Source organism: Streptomyces sp. MB09-01, assembly GCF_033794505.1.
GTDB lineage: Bacteria > Actinomycetota > Actinomycetes > Streptomycetales > Streptomycetaceae > Streptomyces.
The window spans coordinates 1-17,260 of the sequence record NZ_JARAYQ010000192.1 but is presented as its reverse complement, the minus strand read 5'-3'; the positions used below and the strand labels follow the sequence as shown (position 1 = coordinate 17,260).

At 72.3% G+C, this 17,260-nt stretch carries 10 protein-coding genes and 1 pseudogene; 3 read left to right on the top strand and 8 right to left on the bottom strand.

The genetic code is table 11. The features are described 5' to 3' along the window. Window positions 1–150: 150 nt before the first annotated feature. From ffh to PV721_RS31065, 5 genes are all read right to left on the bottom strand, one after another. Window positions 151–1,725 (bottom strand): signal recognition particle protein, encoded by a 1,575-nt coding sequence (ffh, locus tag PV721_RS31085; protein WP_319730132.1) that lies wholly within the window; start codon window positions 1,723–1,725, stop codon window positions 151–153. A gap of 283 nt (window positions 1,726–2,008) precedes the next feature. Next, on the bottom strand, window positions 2,009–4,435 hold the full coding sequence (locus tag PV721_RS31080) for a [protein-PII] uridylyltransferase (protein ID WP_319730130.1): 2,427 nt from the start codon (window positions 4,433–4,435) through the stop codon (window positions 2,009–2,011). A 17-nt stretch (window positions 4,436–4,452) separates the two neighbouring features. Beyond that, on the bottom strand, window positions 4,453–4,791 hold the full coding sequence (locus PV721_RS31075; protein WP_030708521.1) for a P-II family nitrogen regulator: 339 nt from the start codon (window positions 4,789–4,791) through the stop codon (window positions 4,453–4,455). Further along, window positions 4,788–6,131: an ammonium transporter gene (locus PV721_RS31070; protein WP_319730129.1), complete on the bottom strand. Its 1,344-nt coding sequence runs from the start codon at window positions 6,129–6,131 to the stop codon at window positions 4,788–4,790. Before PV721_RS31070 ends, PV721_RS31075 begins: the two co-directional genes overlap by 4 nt. A gap of 292 nt (window positions 6,132–6,423) precedes the next feature. Continuing rightward, window positions 6,424–7,914, bottom strand: a complete 1,491-nt coding sequence (locus tag PV721_RS31065) for a hypothetical protein (RefSeq protein ID WP_319730127.1) — start codon at window positions 7,912–7,914, stop codon at window positions 6,424–6,426. 422 nt (window positions 7,915–8,336) lie between these two features. Here PV721_RS31065 and PV721_RS31060 point away from each other — a divergent pair, with 422 nt between their 5' ends. Further along, complete coding sequence (locus tag PV721_RS31060) at window positions 8,337–9,005, top strand: bifunctional DNA primase/polymerase (RefSeq protein ID WP_319730125.1); 669 nt, start codon at window positions 8,337–8,339, stop codon at window positions 9,003–9,005. Between the two features lie 75 nt (window positions 9,006–9,080). Here the strand turns inward: PV721_RS31060 and ftsY are convergent, their stop codons facing one another. After that, a complete protein-coding gene (gene ftsY, locus PV721_RS31055) occupies window positions 9,081–10,304 on the bottom strand; it encodes a signal recognition particle-docking protein FtsY (RefSeq protein WP_319730122.1) in 1,224 nt (407 codons plus the stop codon). A gap of 143 nt (window positions 10,305–10,447) precedes the next feature. On the opposite strand from ftsY, the gene PV721_RS31050 reads away from it, so the two are divergent. Continuing rightward, window positions 10,448–11,908, top strand: a complete 1,461-nt coding sequence (locus tag PV721_RS31050) for a cytosine permease (protein ID WP_319730120.1) — start codon at window positions 10,448–10,450, stop codon at window positions 11,906–11,908. Window positions 11,909–11,971: 63 nt separating this feature from the next. Continuing rightward, the gene (locus tag PV721_RS31045) at window positions 11,972–12,958 is read left to right on the top strand and encodes an LLM class flavin-dependent oxidoreductase (protein ID WP_319730118.1); all 987 of its coding nucleotides are present in this window, start codon (window positions 11,972–11,974) and stop codon (window positions 12,956–12,958) included. Window positions 12,959–12,998: 40 nt separating this feature from the next. On the opposite strand, the gene PV721_RS31040 is transcribed toward PV721_RS31045, so the two are convergent. Both PV721_RS31040 and PV721_RS31035 read right to left on the bottom strand, forming a co-directional pair. Continuing rightward, window positions 12,999–14,429 (bottom strand): sugar porter family MFS transporter, encoded by a 1,431-nt coding sequence (locus PV721_RS31040; protein ID WP_319730114.1) that lies wholly within the window; start codon window positions 14,427–14,429, stop codon window positions 12,999–13,001. Window positions 14,430–14,646: 217 nt separating this feature from the next. Beyond that, a pseudogene (locus PV721_RS31035) lies at window positions 14,647–16,434 on the bottom strand (AAA family ATPase); the annotation flags it as partial. Window positions 16,435–17,260: the final 826 nt, after the last annotated feature.

Here is a 17,260-nt window from a genome sequence, read left to right as displayed (position 1 = left end):
GTACGGGGGTGGGGCTGGGCACGGGGCGCCTCCTTCTGCCATCCTCCCGGCCGACGATAAGCGACAAATCGACCTGTTGCCCCGCAGGAGACGGAAGGCCCCGGCCGTGGGATCACGACCGGGGCCCTCCGCTGCCTGCCTGCGCGGGTACTACTTCATGAACTTCTTGAACTCGTCCGGAAGGTCGAAGTCCTGGCCCGGCTGGCCGCCGCCGGCGGGAAGGCCGAACGGGCTGCCGCCGGCCGCAGGCTCGACGGCCTGCGGACCCTGCTCGCGGCGGGCCGCTGCTGCGGCCTCCTCTTCCTTGCGCTTCATCGGGTTGCCGCTCTTGCGCTTGCCCTTGGCCTGCTTGACCTGCTTCTTCTGCCGGCCGGGGCCGCCGCCCATCCCGGGGATGCCGGGCATGCCCGGCATGCCGCCGCCCTGGGCCATGCGCGACATCATCTTGCGGGCGTCGAAGAACCGCTCGACGAGCGACTTGACGGCGCTGACCTCGGTGCCGGAACCCTTGGCGATACGGGCACGGCGCGAGCCGTTGATGATCGTCGGGTCCTGGCGCTCGGCCGGGGTCATCGACTTGATGATCGCGGCGGTGCGGTCCACGTCGCGCTCGTCGATGTTGTTGATCTGGTCCTTGATCTGCCCCATGCCTGGCAGCATGCCGAGCAGCTTGGAGATGGAGCCCATCTTGCGGACCTGCTCCATCTGGGCCAGGAAGTCGTCGAGCGTGAACTCCTTGGGGCCCTTCTGCAGCTTGGCCGCCATCTTCTCGGCTTCGGCCTGGCTGAAGGTCTTCTCGGCCTGCTCGATCAGGGTGAGCATGTCACCCATGTCGAGGATCCGGCCCGCCATGCGGTCGGGGTGGAACGCGTCGAACTCGTCGAGCTTCTCGCCGTTCGAGGCGAACATGATCTGCTTGCCGGTGACGTGCGCGATGGAGAGCGCTGCACCACCGCGGGCGTCGCCGTCGAGCTTCGAGAGCACGACGCCGTCGAAGCCGACGCCGTCGCGGAAGGCCTCGGCGGTGTTGACCGCGTCCTGACCGATCATGGCGTCGACGACGAAGAGGATCTCGTCGGGGCTGACGGCGTCGCGGATGTCCGCGGCCTGCTGCATCAGCTCCTGGTCGATGCCGAGACGGCCGGCGGTGTCGACGATGACGATGTCGTGCTGCTTGGTCCGCGCGTGCTCGATGGAGTCCTTGGCGACCTGGACCGGGTCACCGACGCCGTTGCCCGGCTGGGGGCCGTAGAAGGCCACGCCCGCGCGGTCGGCGACGACGGACAGCTGGTTGACGGCGTTGGGGCGCTGGAGGTCGCAGGCGACGAGGAGCGGGGTGTGGCCCTGTCCCTTGAGCCAGAGGCCGAGCTTTCCGGCGAGGGTGGTCTTACCGGCACCCTGGAGACCGGCCAGCATGATCACGGTGGGGGCGGTCTTGGCGAAGCGCAGCCGTCGGGTCTCGCCGCCGAGGATCGTGACGAGCTCGTCGTTGACGATCTTCAGGACCTGCTGGCCGGGGTTCAGCGCCTTGCTGACCTCCTCGCCGCGGGCCCTCTCCTTGACGTTCGCGATGAAGGAGCGGACGACCGGGAGGGCGACGTCGGCCTCGAGGAGGGCGATACGGATTTCCCGGGCCGCGGAGTCGATGTCAGCCTCGGACAGCCGGCCTTTGCCGCGCAGGCCCTTGAAGGTATTCGCCAAGCGGTCGGAGAGCGTATCGAACACGGTGGTCGCGATTCCTCGGGTCGGGGGCGTTGTGGTCGTCCCCCAGGGTATCCGGCCGTACCACGTGATGGACCCGGCGGTCCGTCCCCGGTCTTCGCCCGCCGCTGCGCGTGAACCGCCGGCGGGGCCGGATTCGGCCGGTGCCGGCCTGCCCAGCGCGGCTCGAGGACCGGAGGGGCCGGAAGATCCAGCCCCTCCGGCTTTTTTTGAAGAGCGGGGGTCCACCGGACGGAGTCCGTGGGAGCCCGCGGGTTCCCACGGACTCCGGCAATGGCGCCGCAGGCTAGGACAGGGCCACCTCCACCGACCCGGCCAGGGTGGCCGCCTCCCGCCGGTCCAGGGGCTTGCCCTCCGCATCGGTCACGTACAGCGTGTCCACGGCGTTGGCGCCCAGCGTCGAGACGTGCGCGCTCCGGACCCTGACGCCCGCCGACTCCAGCGCCCGCCCGATCCGGTGCAGCAGGCCGACGGCATCCGGCGCGCGCACCTCCAGGACCGTGGCCAGGGAGGAGACGTCCGGGACGACCGTGACCCGGGGCGGCGGCGGGGTCACCCCGCGCCGGCGCGGGTACGCCGCCTCGCGGTCCGCCAGCTTCGCCGGGACGTCCAGCGAGCCGTCCAGGGCCCGGACCAGGTCGCTGCGCAGCCGCGCGGCCTGGGGCAGTGCCCCGTACTCCGCCGCCACCCGCCACCGCAGCACCAGGACCTCGCCCAGCTGGTCCGGCAGCTCCGTGGAGCGCAGGTCCGCCGCCCGTACGGTGAGCCGGTGCAGGGCCAGCACCCCGGCCACCGCCGGGAGGACCCCCGGCTGGTCGGGAACGGCCACGACGAGTTCCCCGCCGACCGCGTCCTCCTCCTGGCGGACGTGGAGCGCGAGCACCGGCTCGCGGGTGCGCAGGGCCTCCACCGCCAGGCGTTCCTGTTCCGTGGTCGGGATCTCCGCCTCCCGCACGGCCGGGGCCGTGCCGCGCAGCAGGGCGGCGACCCGCGCGACGAGGTCCGCCACCAGCGATCCCCGCCAGGCGCTCCACGCGGCGGGCCCGGTGGCCAGGGCGTCCGCCTCCGTCAGGGCGTGCAGTATCTCCAGCGTGCCCACCGACCCCACGGCGTCGGCGACCGAGCGGACCGTGGCCGGGTCGTCCAGGTCGCGCCGGGTCGCGGTGTCGATCAGCAGCAGGTGGTGCCGTACGAGCGCCCCCAGCACCGCGGCGTCCTGCGCGTCGAAGCCGACGCGGGCCGCGACGTCGCGGGCGATCGTCTCGCCGGCCACCGAGTGGTCGCCCGGCCAGCCCTTGCCGATGTCGTGCAGGAGGGCGGCCATGAGCAGGAGGTCGGGGCGGCCGACCCGGCGGGTGAGGGCCGAGGCGCGGACCGCCGTCTCGATGAGGTGGCGGTCCACCGTCCAGGTGTGGACGGGGTTGCGCTGCGGGCGGCACCGCACCCGCTCCCAGTCGGGGAGCAGCCGTGTGATCAGGCCTTCGGCCTCCAGGGCCTCCCACACGGCCACGGTGGGCTCCCCCGCGCCGAGGAGTGTCACCAGCTGCTCGCGCGCCTCGGCCGGCCAGGGCACCGGGAGAGGTTTGCCCTGCGCGGCCAGCCTGCGCACGGCGTGCAGCGATACGGGGAGACCCGCCTGCGCGGCGGCCGCGGCGAACCGCAGGGGCAGGACGGGATCGCGGTCGGGGCGCGCGGCCAGGGCCAGTACGGCCTCGCCGTCGGACTCCACCACGCCCTCGGCCAGCGGTGCCCGCGCGGCGGCCGCGGCGGCCCGGGCGCCCAGCAGCCCGCGCAGCCGGGGCCGGGCCGCGCGCGCCCGCAGCACCCGTCCGACCTCCCGCCAGGTCACGTCACCGGCGTACGCGACGACGCGCGCGGCCTCGTACACCTCGCGGAGCAGGGCGTCCGCGTCGAGCAGCCCGAGCTGCGCCGCGACCTGGTCCTGTTCCTGGAGCGAGAGCCGGTCGGTGGCCCGGCCGGTCACAAGGTGCAGGGCGTCGCGCGCGTCGAGGAGCCGCCGCCGGGCGTCGGCGAGGCCGTCGCGCGGGGCGTCGGCCAGCCAGGACGCCGCGACCGCCCGCAGCGCGGTGACGTCGCGGAGCCCGCCGCGGGCCTCCTTGAGGTCGGGTTCGAGCAGGAAGCGGAGCTCTCCGGCGCGCTCGGCCCGCTCGCGGCACAGGGAGTGCAGTTGTGGGAGCCGTTTGGCGGCCTGGTTGCGCCAGTCGGCCAGGACGGAGGTCCGCAGGCCGGCGAGGAGTCCGGCGTCACCGGCGACGGTCCGGGCGTCGAGCAGGCCCAACTGCACCTTGAGGTCCTCGGCGGCGGTCTTGCGGGCCTCGCCCGGGGTCCGTACCGAGTGGTCGAGGGCGAGGCCGAGGTCCCACACCGGGTACCAGACGCGGTCGGCCAGCGCGCTCAGGGCACGCGGCTCCGCCTTGCCGTCGTGCAGCAGCACCAGGTCGAGGTCGCTGCGCGGGGAGAGTTCGCCCCGCCCGTAGCCGCCGACGGCCACCAGGGTGGCGCCGCGGACGCCGGTCTCCCGTACGGCGGCCGTGAACAGGGCGTTCAGCCAGTCGTCGGTCAGCCCGGACAGGGCGGAACGCCGCGAAGGCCCGGACCGCGACTCCTCCTGGAGGAGTCGCAGCCGGGCCGCGGCGTATCCGCTGGGTCCCGAGTCGGCCGTGTTGTCCGTGGTCTCTTCGACGCTCGTCACCCAGAAGCTCCCGTCACCTAGAGCGCGTCAGCGCCGCGCTCGCCGGTGCGGACCCGTACGACCGAGTCCACGGGGACGCTCCACACCTTGCCGTCACCGATCTTGCCGGTGGCCGCCGCGCTCACGATGACGCGGATCAGTTCCTCGGCGTCGGAGTCGTCGACCAGCACCTCGATGCGGATCTTGGGGACGAGGTCCACCTGGTACTCGGCACCGCGGTAGACCTCGGTGTGACCGCGCTGGCGGCCGTAGCCGCTGGCCTCGGTGACCGTGAGGCCCTGCACCCCGAAGGTCTGGAGGGCTTCCTTGATCTCGTCCAGCTTGTGCGGCTTGACGATCGCGGTGATCAGCTTCATGCGTCAACCTTCTTGCTCTCGGCGGAGGGGGTGGGTGCGGCGGTGCTGCGCGAGGCTGCTCCGCCACCGGCTCCGCTGAAGTCGTAGGCGGTCTCGGCGTGCTCGACCTGGTCGATGCCGGCGACCTCGACGTCCTCACTGACCCGCATCCCGATCGTCTTGTCGAGGAGGAAGGCGAGCAGCGCGGACGCCACCAGAGAGTAGGCGAGGACGGAGAAGACTCCGATGGCCTGCTTGCCGAGCTGTTCGAGGCCGCCGCCGTAGAAGAGGCCGGCCACGTCGGACTGGACCCCGCCGGTGGCGAAGAGTCCGACGAGGAGGGAACCGACGACACCGCCGACGAGGTGGACGCCGACCACGTCGAGGGAGTCGTCGTAGCCGAACTTGTACTTGAGGCCGACCGCCATGGCGCAGAGCACACCGGCGATGGCGCCGACCGCGATGGCCCCGAGCGGGCTGACCGCACCGCCGGCGGGGGTGATGGCGACGAGGCCGGCGACCGCGCCGGAGGCGGCGCCGAGGGTGGTGAAGGAGCCGTGGCGCAGCTTCTCGTAGCCGAGCCAGGCGAGCATGGCGGCGGCGGTGGCGACCTGGGTGTTGACGAACATGACCGCGCCGACGCCGTCGTCGTTGCCGAGCCAGGAGCCCGCGTTGAAGCCGAACCAGCCGAACCAGAGCAGACCGGCGCCGAGCATCACGAGGGGCAGGCTGTGCGGCCGCATCGGGTCCTTCTTGAAGCCGACGCGCTTGCCGATGACCAGGATCACGCCGAGGGCGGCGGCGCCGGCGTTGATGTGGACGGCGGTGCCGCCCGCGAAGTCGATGACGCCGAGCTCGAAGAGCCAGCCGCCGGCTCCCCAGACCCAGTGGGCGACGGGGAAGTAGACGACGGTGACCCACAGGACGGTGAACAGGGCCCAGGCGCTGAACTTCACGCGGTCGGCGAGGGCGCCGCTGATCAGGGCCGGGGTGATGACGGCGAACATCAGCTGGAAGACGGCGAAGACGTAGACCGGGATGGTGTAGCCGTCCCACAGCTCGGTGATCCCGATGCCGCTGAGGCCGACGTAGTCGGAGTTCCAGCCGATGAGGGAGCCGGAGTCGGTGCCGAAGGCGAGGCTGAAGCCGTAGAGGACCCAGAGGATCGTGACGATCCCCAGGCTGATGAAGCTCATCATCAGCATGTTGAGGCTGCTCTTGACGCGGACCATGCCTCCGTAGAAGAAGGCGAGTCCCGGGGTCATCAGCATGACCAGGGCGGAGCAGATGAGCATGAACCCGGTGTTCGCGGCAGACAGCGTCGGGGCGTCTGCCGCGAGGGTCGTGATGGCTGATGCCATCGGCGTCTCCTCGTCGTCGGTACGTTCGCGTGCGGGCGATCGTGAAATCCTGAGCGGCGGCATTGGGAACTGGCCGGTTATTGGCCATGAGATTCGCGCAGGCCGGTTTCCGGCGGCGCCGCTGGGTGTTTCGCGCCGATGACGAAGAGGTCGGGCGTGTTACGCCTCAATGAACTGGGCGGGTGGTGCAACCGGCCGCGGCGGTGACCCGGACGTCCTGGCTGGGGGAGCCTGATCGGGCTTCACGGGGTGCCTGCCGCGGCCGGGGCCTGAGGGGCGGCCTCCGGGGCCGTCAGACGGCCTCCGCGGCTTCGGGGAGCCGGGAGGCGAGGTGGTCGGTGAGCCGGACCACTTCGGCAACGTCGCCGTACTCACGGGCGGCGCTGTCGACGGTCTTGCGCAGGCGGGTGTTCACCCGTTCGGACCGCACCTTTCCCGCCACGTCGAGGGCGCGGTCGACGAGCGCCGCGGCCTGCTCGGGCTCGCGCTGGAGCAGGTGGACGGTGGCCATGCCGATGAGGTTGAGGGCGTAGGAGCGCTGGTGCTCCTCGTCCTTCTCGAAGAGCTCGACGGCCCGTTCCATGACGGGTTCCGCGAGGGAGGCGTACATGGGGCTGCGCCCGGCCACGTAGGCGAGGTCCCGGTACGAGTGGGAGTTCTCGCCGTTCAGCTCGGCCTCGGAGAAGAAGCGGATCCAGTCGGGCTCGGGCTCGTCGCCGAAGGCGACGTCGGAGAAGGTGTCCTCGGCCATCCGCACGGCCCGCTTGCAGCGGCTGGGCTGTCCCATGTTGGCGTACGCGCGGGCCTCCATCGCATACAGCATGGCCTGGGTGCGCGGGCCGGCGCAGTCGCGGCTGCCGTACTGCGCGAGGTGGACGAGTTCGAGGGCGTCCTCGGGGCGGCCCAGGTGGATCATCTGGCGGCTCATGCCGGAGAGGATGTACGAGCCGAGCGGCTTGTCACCGGCCTCCTTCGCGGCGTGCAGGGCGAGGACGAAGTACTTCTGCGCGGTGGGGTGCAGGCCGATGTCGTAGCTCATCCAGCCGGCCAGCTCGGCCAGCTCGGCGGCGACCTTGAAGAGCCGTTTCATGACCGGGGCGGGGTGGTTCTCCTGGAGCAGGTCGGTGACCTCGTGGAGCTGGCCCACGACTGCCTTGCGGCGCAGCCCGCCCCCGCACTGGGCGTCCCACTGGCGGAACATCACGGTGGTGGCGTCGAGGAGGTCGAGTTCCGGTTCGGAGAGCCGGGGCGGGCGGTGGCCGCCGAGGGCCCCCGTCGGCCCCGCCCCGCGCGGTCCCGGGTCGGCGGCCGGGGCCGGTACGAGCCAGCGCTGCATGGGCTCGATGAGGGCGGGGCCGGCGGAGAGGGCGAGCGAGGTCCCGAGGAAGCCGCGGCGGGCCAGCATCAGGTCGCTGCGGGAGAACTCGCCGAGCAGCTCGACGGTCTGCGGGCCGGCCCAGGGCAGGTCGACCCCGGAGACGGACGGGGTCTGGTGGGCGGTGCGCAGGCCGAGCTGCTCGATGGCGACGACGGAGCCGAAGCGCTCGGAGAACAGCTCGGACAGGATGCGCGGGACGGGCTCGCGGGGCTGTTCGCCGTCCAGCCAGCGGCGCACCCGGGAGGTGTCCGTGCTGATGTGGTGGGCGCCCATCTGACGGGCCCGGCGGTTGACCTGCCGGGCGAGTTCGCCCTTGGACCACCCGCTGCGGACGAACCACGAGGTCAGCTGGTCGTTGCGCGCGGCAGCGTCCTCGATCGTTCCGCTTGCGCCGTTGCCGCTCACTGGAACGCCCCCATCCGCTCAGCCTCTTCCACACGAAACCCTGGCCGGGGCGCAGGGCGCCGCCACGGACCTTCACAGGTCCTTCACGCATTGCCTCCGGCATACCCACGAACGGGCACGCCTTGGGGGTTCGTGTACCGAAAGTAATCCTACGATCACCCCTGCGGCGAGGTCGATTCCAGAAACGCCACCATTCGCCACCCCTTCGAATGAACTCGCCACCGGCCAGGCACGATTCACTTGACACCGAGGTGAAACGGATCGGTTGGACTGGAGTGCGCCCGGGGCGCGCGCGGCGAGGAGTGCGCCGGGCAGTCACGGCGGGCACCCCGCGGCGGACCGCGGTCCGCAGGTTCGGCCGACGTCGTCACCACGGGCGTCGTAACCACCGGCGCGTCCGACCCGTTGGAGGGGGCATGGGCATGGGCTTCACGATCGGCGGCAGTCGCGGCACCAGGGAGTTCCGTTCCGGCACCCGGCGCCGCGGCCGGACGTCGGAGTGCACGGCGGTGGCGGAGTACACGGGGCTGTGGGGCTGGGACGTGGTCCCCGGCGCCCGCGCCGCGGCGCCCGCCCGCGACTGTTCCTGCGGGGACGCGGAGTGCGCCTCCCCCGGGGCCCATCCGCTCCCCTTCGCACCCACCGTCGGGGCCGGGGCCACCCTGGACGACGTCACCGAGGCGTGGGGCGATTACCCGGGCGCCGCGGTACTGCTCCCCGTGGGCCGCACCTTCGACGTCATCGAGGTCTCCGAGGAGGCCGGGCGCCGGGCCCTGGTACGGCTGGAGCGGATGGGTCTGCCGCTCGGCCCGGTCATCGTGACCGCGGACGGCCGCGCGCAGTTCTTCGTGGCCCCGGGCGCGGCGGCCGAGCTGCCGCAGCTGCTGTACCGGATGGGCTGGGACGACGCCGACCTCGACCTGCTGGCCCTGGGCCACGGGGCCTACGTGACGGCGCCGCCCTCGGACCGGGCCGGCCTCGGCCAGGTCGGCTGGCTGCGGCCGCCCGCGCTGGACTCGGCCGGGGGCCCGCCGCAGGCCCGGCTGCTGCTGGGCACCCTCGCCTACATCTGCCACCGTTCGCGCGGTTAGTCGCGCCCCGCACGCACCGGTGCCCCCGCGTTCCGGTCGGAACCCGGGGGCACCCGTGGTGTGCGGAGACCGCGCTCAGTCGCCGATGAGGGCGTCGACGAACGCCTCCGGCTCGAAGGGGGCCAGGTCGTCCGGGCCCTCGCCGAGCCCGACGAGCTTGACCGGGACGCCCAGTGCGCGCTGGACGGCGACGACGATGCCGCCCTTGGCCGTGCCGTCGAGCTTGGTCAGCACGATGCCGGTGATGTCCACGACCTCGGCGAAGACGCGGGCCTGGGTCAGGCCGTTCTGCCCGGTGGTGGCGTCGAGGACCAGCAGGATCTCGTCCAGCGGACCGTGCTTCTCGACGACGCGCTTGACCTTGCCGAGCTCGTCCATGAGGCCGGTCTTGGTGTGCAGGCGGCCGGCGGTGTCGATGAGCACCACGTCGGCGCCCTCGGCGATGCCCTCCTTGACCGCGTCGTAGGCGATCGAGGCGGGGTCGCCGCCCTCGGGGCCGCGCACGGTACGGGCGCCGACCCGGTCGCCCCAGGTCTGGAGCTGGTCGGCGGCGGCGGCACGGAAGGTGTCGGCCGCGCCGAGCACCACGCTGCGGCCGTCGGCGACGAGCACGCGGGCCAGCTTGCCTGTGGTGGTGGTCTTGCCGGTGCCGTTCACACCGACGACCATGATCACGCCGGGCGTGTCCTCGCCGCTCTCGGTCTTCACGGCGCGGTCGAAGTCGGTGCCGACCAGGGTCAGCAGCTCCTCCTTGAGCAGGGCGCGCAGGTCCGCCGGGGTGCGGGTGCCGAGCACCTTGACCCGGTCGCGGAGCCGGTCGACGAGCTCCTGGGTGGGCACGACGCCCACGTCGGCGATGAGGAGGGTCTCCTCGATCTCCTCCCAGGTGTCCTCGTCGAGGTGCTCCCGCGAGAGCAGCGTGAGCAGCCCCTTGCCGAGGGAGTTCTGCGACCGGGCGAGGCGGGCGCGCAGCCGGACCAGGCGGCCGGCGGTGGGCTCGGGCACCTCGATCTCGGGCGCGGGCGGAGCCTCCACGACCGGGTCCTCGACGGCGGTCGGCGTGGCGAGGGCGGCCTCCGCCTCCGGGAGCCCGACCTCCTCGATCGTGCGGCGCGGCTCTTCCGCCGTCTCTACGGCGTCCTCCCCCACCTGCGGTTCGGCAGGCGGGGCAGTGATGGTCGGCGTGCTGGGCGGTGCCGGGGGCGGCAGCTGCTTCTTCTTGCGGCTGCTGACCACGAGCCCGCTGATCGCGCCGACCGCGACCAGGGCGATGACTACAGCAAGGATGAGGATGTCCATAACCTCACCAGTATCGGCCACGGACGGCCCGGAGCTCGGACCCTGGGCGTTCACACCGGGACGTAAGCCGCTGTTTGTGGTTTTAGCGGCAAATCCACGATGATGGACGACTTCCCCTCGTCCCTCCCCCACGGAGCAGCCGCATGCCTGCCGAGCCCACCGACGGCGCGACCGAAACCGCGATCGAGACCCGCGGGCTGGAGCCCGTCCCGGACGACGAGCGCGGCGGCCGGGTCCGCGACCTCGTGCCCACGTGGGTCGCCGCCAACATCAGCGTGCTGCTGCTGACCATGGGCGCGGGCCTGGTGATCTTCAACAGGCTCAACATCTGGCAGGTGCTCGTCGTCGCGGTCGCCGCGCCGGTCGTCTCGTACGGGATCGTCGGCCTGATATCGATCGCCGGCAAGCGCGGCGGCGCTCCCGGCATGGCCCTCTCTCGGGCCGTGTTCGGCCAGCGCGGCAACCTCTTCCCGGGCTCGCTGATCTGGGTGGCCCGGTGGGGCTGGGAGACGATCAACGCGGTGAGCGGGGCCTACGCCGTGCTGACCGTGCTCGACCTGCTCTTCGGGATCAAGAGCAACACCCCGCTCATCGTGGTCACCCTGCTGTTCTTCGTGGGCTGCACCTTCGTGGTCTCGGGCCTCGGCATCAAGGCGCTGCGCGTCTGCTCCACGTGGTCGACGTACCTCTTCGGCGCCTTCAGCGTGCTCGTCCTCGGGTACCTGCTCTTCACGACCGACTGGTCCGCCGTCCTCGGCAAGCCGGCCGGCTCCACCGCGATGATGATCGCGGGCATCGGCACCATCGCCGCCGGCGGCATCAGCTGGGTTCCCTCGGGCCCCGACTTCACCCGCTACCTGCCGCGCACCGCCTCCTCCAAGGGGCTGGTGGGCGCGACGATCGGCGGCGCGGGCGTCGTCGTGCTCCCGATGGTCCTGATGGGTGCGGTCATGGCCGTCGGCACCCCGGACCTGGCCACCGCGCAGGACCCGGTGTCCTTCATCGGCGAGCTGCTCCCGACCTGGATCGCGGTCCCGTACCTGCTCGTCGCGCTCGTCGGGATGCTGCTGATCAACTCGATGTCCATGTACTCGGCCGGCTTCACCGCGCAGACCCTCGGTATCAAGGTCCCGCGCGCGTGGGCGGTCAGCGTCAACGCGGCCATCAGCCTGGTCTTCGGCTTCCTGCTGATGGTGGTCGCGACGAGCTTCTTCGGCTCCTTCATCTCCTTCCTGACGCTGCTGGCCGTGGCCTTCTCGGCGTGGATCGGCGTCTTCGGCGTGGACATGCTGCGCCGCCGGACCTACGACGGGGCCGCGCTGCTGGACACCACGCGGACCAGCGCCTACTGGTACAAGGGCGGTTTCGCCTGGCAGGCCATGACCGCGTGGGCCATCGCCCTGGCGGTCGGGCTGCTGTTCACCTCGGTGGACTGGTTCGGCGGGCCGCTCGCGACCACCTGGATCGGGCGCAACGGCCTCGGCTGGGTGGCCGGCATCGTGACCTCGGGCGTGCTGTACGCCGTCCTGCCGCGCACGTCCCCCGCGGCGCCGGCCCCGGACGCGGCGGAGGAGCCCGCGCTCGCCGGATCCCTGTCCAACTGACGCTGCGTCAGCTAACGTCCCCCTTCGCCCGCCCACCCACCTCCGGCGAAGGGGGACTCCTCCATGCCCATCACCGTGGCCCGGTTCAATCTCGTCGACCCGAACGGCACCCCCGAGTCCCTCTCCGCCCGCTACAAGGCGGCCCTGGAGATGGCCCGGTACGCGGACGACCGCGGGATCGACACCATCCAGACCGAGGAGCACCACGGCACCGGCAACAACTGGCTGCCCTCCCCCTTCGCCTTCGCGGGCGCGGTCTTCGGCGCCACCCGCCGGATCGCCGTCACCGTCTCGGCGATCATCGGTCCGCTGTACGACCCGCTGAAGGTGGCCGAGGACATCGCCGTCCTGGACCTGCTGAGCGGCGGCCGCCTGGTGACCGTCGCGGGCATCGGCTACCGGCCCGAGGAGTACGAGCAGCACGGGGTGGAGTGGGGCCGGCGCGGCAGGCTCCAGGACGAGCTGCTGGAGACCCTGCTGAAGGCGTGGACCGGCGAGCCCTTCGAGTTCCGCGGCCGCACGGTACGGGTCACGCCGACGCCGTTCACGCAGCCGCACCCGCTGCTGCTGGTCGGCGGCAGCTCCGAGGCGGCCGCCCGCCGCGCGGCCCGGCTGGGGCTGCCGTTCTTCCCGAGCGCGCACTTGCCGGAGCTGGAGGCGTACTACAACGCGAAGCTCGCGGAGTACGGCACCGAGGGCTTCTGCATGATGCCGGCGGCCGAGACCCCGCTGCTGCACATCGCGGAGGATCCGGACCGGGTCTGGGCGGAGCACGGCGAGCGCTTCCTGCACGAGGCCGGCATGTACGCGTCCTGGCAGTCCAAGGACATCCGCAGCGCCGTACGGTCGGCCGCGCGCTCGGTGGCGGAGCTGCGCGCGGAGGGCGTGTACCGGATCCTCACCCCGGACGAGGCGGTCGCGTACGCCCGGGGCGCGGGCGAGGCCGGGAACCTGGTCCTGCACCCGCTGTGCGGCGGGATGCCGCTGGACGAGGGCTGGCGCAGCCTGCACCTGCTGTGCGAACAGGTACTGCCCCGGCTCAAGGACTGAGCCGGGGCAGTATCGAGGAGAGGGGTGGTGGCGGGGGTGGTTACCCCATCTCCTCCAGCGCCTTGCCCTTGGTCTCCGGCACCCACTTGAGGATGAAGGGGATCGAGAGCAGGGCGAAGAACGTGTAGATCACGTAGGCGCCGGCGAGGTTCCAGTCCGAGAGCGTCGGGAACGTGACCGTGATGACCCAGTTGGCGATCCACTGGGCCGCGGCGGCGACACCGAGCGCCGCGGCCCGGATGCGGTTCGGGAACATCTCGCCGAGCAGCACCCAGACCACCACGCCCCAGGACAGGGCGAAGAAGAGCACGAAGGAGTGGGCGGCGACGAGTGCGATCGTGCCCTGGGTGTCGGGGATCGTGATGTTGTCGCCGCTGCCCTCCTTGTACGAGAACGCCCACGCGCAGAGGCCGAGCGACACGGCCATGCCGGCCGAGCCGATGAGGGCCAGCGGCTTGCGGCCGATCCGGTCGACGAAGACCATCGCGATCACCGTGCCGATGATGTTGATGATCGACGTGGTGAAGGAGTAGAAGAACGAGCTGGTCGGGTCGATGCCGACGGACTGCCACAGCGAGGAGCTGTAGTAGAAGATCACGTTGATGCCGACGAGCTGCTGGAAGACGGAGAGGCCGATGCCGATCCAGACGATCGGCAGGAAGCCGAAGCGGCCGCCGAGCAGGTCCTTGAAGGTGGACTTGTGCTCGGAGCGCATGGCCAGGTCGATCTCGGCGGCGCGCGCATCGATGTCGATCTTCGAGCCCTCGACCTCGCGCAGCACCTTCTTGGCCTCCGCGGTGCGGCCGACGGAGATCAGGTACCGGGGGGACTCCGGGATGACGAAGGACATCAGCCCGTAGATCACGGCCGGGATGACCATGATGCCGAGCATCCACTGCCAGGCCTCCAGGCCGGCGATCTCGCCGCGCTGGTCGCCGTCGGCGATGTTGAGGATGCCCCAGTTGACCAGCTGGGAGACGGCGATGCCGATGACGATGGCGGCCTGCTGGAAGGAGGCGAGACGGCCGCGGTAGGCGGCCGGGGACACCTCGGCGATGTAGGCGGGGCCGATGACGGAGGCCATGCCGATGCCGAAGCCGCCGATGACGCGCCACATGGCCAGGTCCCACAGGGCGAACGGCAGGGCCGAGCCGATGGCGCTCGCGGTGAAGAGGAGGGCGGCGATCTGCATGCAGCGGATTCGGCCGATCCGGTCAGCGATGCGGCCGGCCGTGGCGGCGCCGAACGCGCAGCCGATCAGTGCGGCGGCGATCACCTGGGCGAGCGCCGCGGACCCGACGTCGAACCGATCCCGGATGGCGACGACGGCGCCGTTGATGACGGAGCTGTCGTAGCCGAAGAGGAATCCGCCCATCGCCGCGGCCGCGGCGATGAAGATGACGTGCCCGAGGTGGTCGGGGCGTGCCTCCCGGCCACTGCCGGACGCGGGTGCGTTCGCTGTGCTGGTCAAGGTGTGCTCCTGGGCCCGGCGCCGACCGCGGGCGGTGTGGGGGTGTTCGTCTGTACGCGTGTTCCTCCAGTGGCGCACAGCAAACTGCTCACCACCACCTGAACGTCGGACACGGCAACCAGAGCTTATGGCTTCACTTTCTGAAGTCAATAGCCGATGAAAAACCGCCAAGCCGGAGTGAAGAGAGCCACAGCGTTCATCTTCTGAAGTAAAGGGGTCAGCGCAGACGCTGGCTGATGACCTTGGAGACCCCGTCGCCCTGCATCGAGACGCCGTAGAGGGCGTCCGCGACCTCCATCGTCCGCTTCTGGTGCGTGATCACGATCAGCTGCGAGCTCTCCTGGAGCTCCTCCATGATCCGGATCAGCCGCTGCAGGTTGGTGTCGTCGAGCGCGGCCTCGACCTCGTCCATCACGTAGAACGGGCTGGGACGCGCCTTGAAGATGGACACCAGCAGGGCCACGGCGGTCAGCGAGCGCTCGCCGCCGGAGAGCAGCGACAGCCGCTTGACCTTCTTGCCCGGCGGGCGCGCCTCGACGTCGACGCCGGTGGTCAGCATGTTGTCGGGGTCGGTCAGGATCAGCCGGCCCTCGCCGCCGGGGAACAGCCGCGAGAACACCCCCTCGAACTCCCGGGCCGTGTCCCGGTAGGCCTCGGTGAAGACCTGCTCGACGCGCTCGTCGACCTCCTTCACCACTTGAAGGAGGTCCGCGCGCGTCTTGCGGAGGTCCTCCAGCTGCTCGCTGAGGAACTGGTGGCGCTCCTCCAGCGCCGCGAACTCCTCCAGCGCGAGCGGATTGACCTTGCCGAGCTGCTGGTAGGCGCGTTCGGCCGCCCTGAGCCGCTTCTCCTGCTGCGCGCGGACGAAGGGGCCGGGCCGGTTGCGCGGGTGCTCGGGATCCTCGGGGAGCTCCTCCCCGTCGGCGGGGGGCGACGGCGGCACCGGCTGGTCGGGGCCGTACTCGGCGACGAGCCCGGCGGACTCCATGCCGAACTCCTCCAACGCCCTGGCCTCCACCGCCTCGATGCGCAGCCGCTGCTCGGCGCCGAGCACCTCGCCGCGGTGGACGGAGTCGGTGAGCTTGTCGAGCTCCCCCTTCAGTTCGCGTCCGCGGCTGCGCGCCTCGCCGAGCTCCCGCTCGCGCAGGCCCTTGGCCCGGTCGGCCGCGAGGCGCTCCTCGTCGGCCCGCAGCAGCGAGACCTCCACGTGCGCGAGCAGTTGCCGGGAGCCGTCGGCCACCGCGCGGGCCACCTCCGCCTCGTGCCGCAGCCGCGCCCGGCGCCGGTCGGCGCGGGCCCGGGCCTCACGTTCCGCCCGGGCGGCACGGTCGAGGGAATCGGCCCGTCCGGCCAGCCCCTTGACCCGCTCCTCATGGGTGCGCAGCTGCAGCCGCGCCTCCATCTCGGTCTGCCGCGCGTTGGCCCCGTCGGCCGCGAGCCGGTCCCGCCGGGAGCTGTCGGGCTCCTCCTCCACCGGCAGTTCCTCGGCCGAGGCGAGGCGTTCCGCGCACTCCTCCACTTCGGCCAGCGCCTGCTCCAGCGCGTCCTGTGCCTTGGCCGCGGCGGCGGCGCTGCGCTCGGCTTCGCCGGCGGCCCCCTTCGCCTGCCCGGCGAGCCGCCCCAGCTGCTGCGCGACCCCGGCGCGGGCCTGCTCGGCGGCGCGGCGGCGCTCGGCGAGCTCCTCGACCAGGGCTGCCGCGTCCTGCCGCCGGGACTGGGCGCCCGTCTGGGCCTCGCCGAGTTCCGCGCACCGCACGCCCAGCTCGGTCAGCTCCGCCGCCGCCTCGTCGACGGCCGCCTGCACCTCGATCAGGCTGGGCGCCCCGGCGGAGCCGCCGTGCGCGAGGTGCGCCCCGAGCACGTCTCCGTCGAGGGTCACGGCCACCGCGTCGGGCCGCGCCGCGACCAGCGCCTCGGCCTCGTCGAGCGTGCCGACCACGACGTGGTCGCGCAGCACCCAGGCGGCCGCCCGCCACGCCTCGGCGTCTCCGCCGACCAGCCGGGCGGCGGGAACCCCCTCAGCTGCGGCTCCGCTCCCGGGACTCCGCCCCGGCCCCCTGGGCGAGGCCGGATCATGCCCGTTGGCCCCGGCGTCCGCGGCGTCCGCGGCGTGCGCGGCGATCAGCCGGGCGGCGGGAACGACCTCGCCTGCGGGCCCGTCGCAGGGGCCCCGCGCTGCGCGGGGCGCGGGGGCGGCGCCCGCCTCGAACGCCGGCGAGGCCGGACGGTTCGCGGCGAGGCCGGATTGCCCGCAGGGCGGTTTCAGCCCCGCCGGCGTTCGAGCCGCGGGTCCGGGCAGGGCCCGGTCCAGGGAAGGGGCCGGGTGGGGAAAGACTCCCCAGGCGGAAGCCTGCGCGGACAGCTGACCGTCCGCCTCCACGGCAGGAGCCGGTGCCGGGCCCGGAGCCCCGGGCAGATTCGCAGCGTCGGCGGCCTGCTCCGGGACAGCCGAAGGACCCGCCGGGTCGATGGGCCGGCCCGGGCCGGCGGGGGCGAACGCCTGGTCCGGGCCGGCGGGCGGCTCCGCAGGGTCGGAGCGCCGGCCCGGAGCTACCGGCAGACCTGCGGGGTCGCAAGCCTGGCCAGGAACGGCCGGCCGCCCCGCAGGGTCGGAGGCCCGGCCCGCGGCGGCGGGTGGGTCCACAGGGGCGGACGCCTGGCCCGCGACCGCAGGCGGGGCCGCAAGGGCCGGCGCCTGGCCCGGGACGTGGGGGTCCTGCCCCTTAACACCATCTCCGACCCCAGGAGACAGGCAGAAAAACCGTTTCCGGCATCTGATTTGAAAAAAAAAATAAAGAATACGCAGAGCCATACACATAGACTACGTACGA

What these genes read in the sequence shown, in the direction of transcription:
- ftsY (WP_319730122.1), bottom strand. Translation starts at nt 10,304, where the DNA reads ATGGACATCCTCATCCTTGCTGTAGTCATCGCCCTGGTCGCGGTCGGC.
- PV721_RS31075 (WP_030708521.1), bottom strand. Translation starts at nt 4,791, where the DNA reads ATGAAGCTGATCACCGCGATCGTCAAGCCGCACAAGCTGGACGAGATC.
- PV721_RS31045 (WP_319730118.1), top strand. Translation starts at nt 11,972, where the DNA reads ATGCCCATCACCGTGGCCCGGTTCAATCTCGTCGACCCGAACGGCACC.
- PV721_RS31060 (WP_319730125.1), top strand. Translation starts at nt 8,337, where the DNA reads ATGGGCTTCACGATCGGCGGCAGTCGCGGCACCAGGGAGTTCCGTTCC.
- PV721_RS31070 (WP_319730129.1), bottom strand. Translation starts at nt 6,131, where the DNA reads ATGGCATCAGCCATCACGACCCTCGCGGCAGACGCCCCGACGCTGTCT.
- PV721_RS31050 (WP_319730120.1), top strand. Translation starts at nt 10,448, where the DNA reads ATGCCTGCCGAGCCCACCGACGGCGCGACCGAAACCGCGATCGAGACC.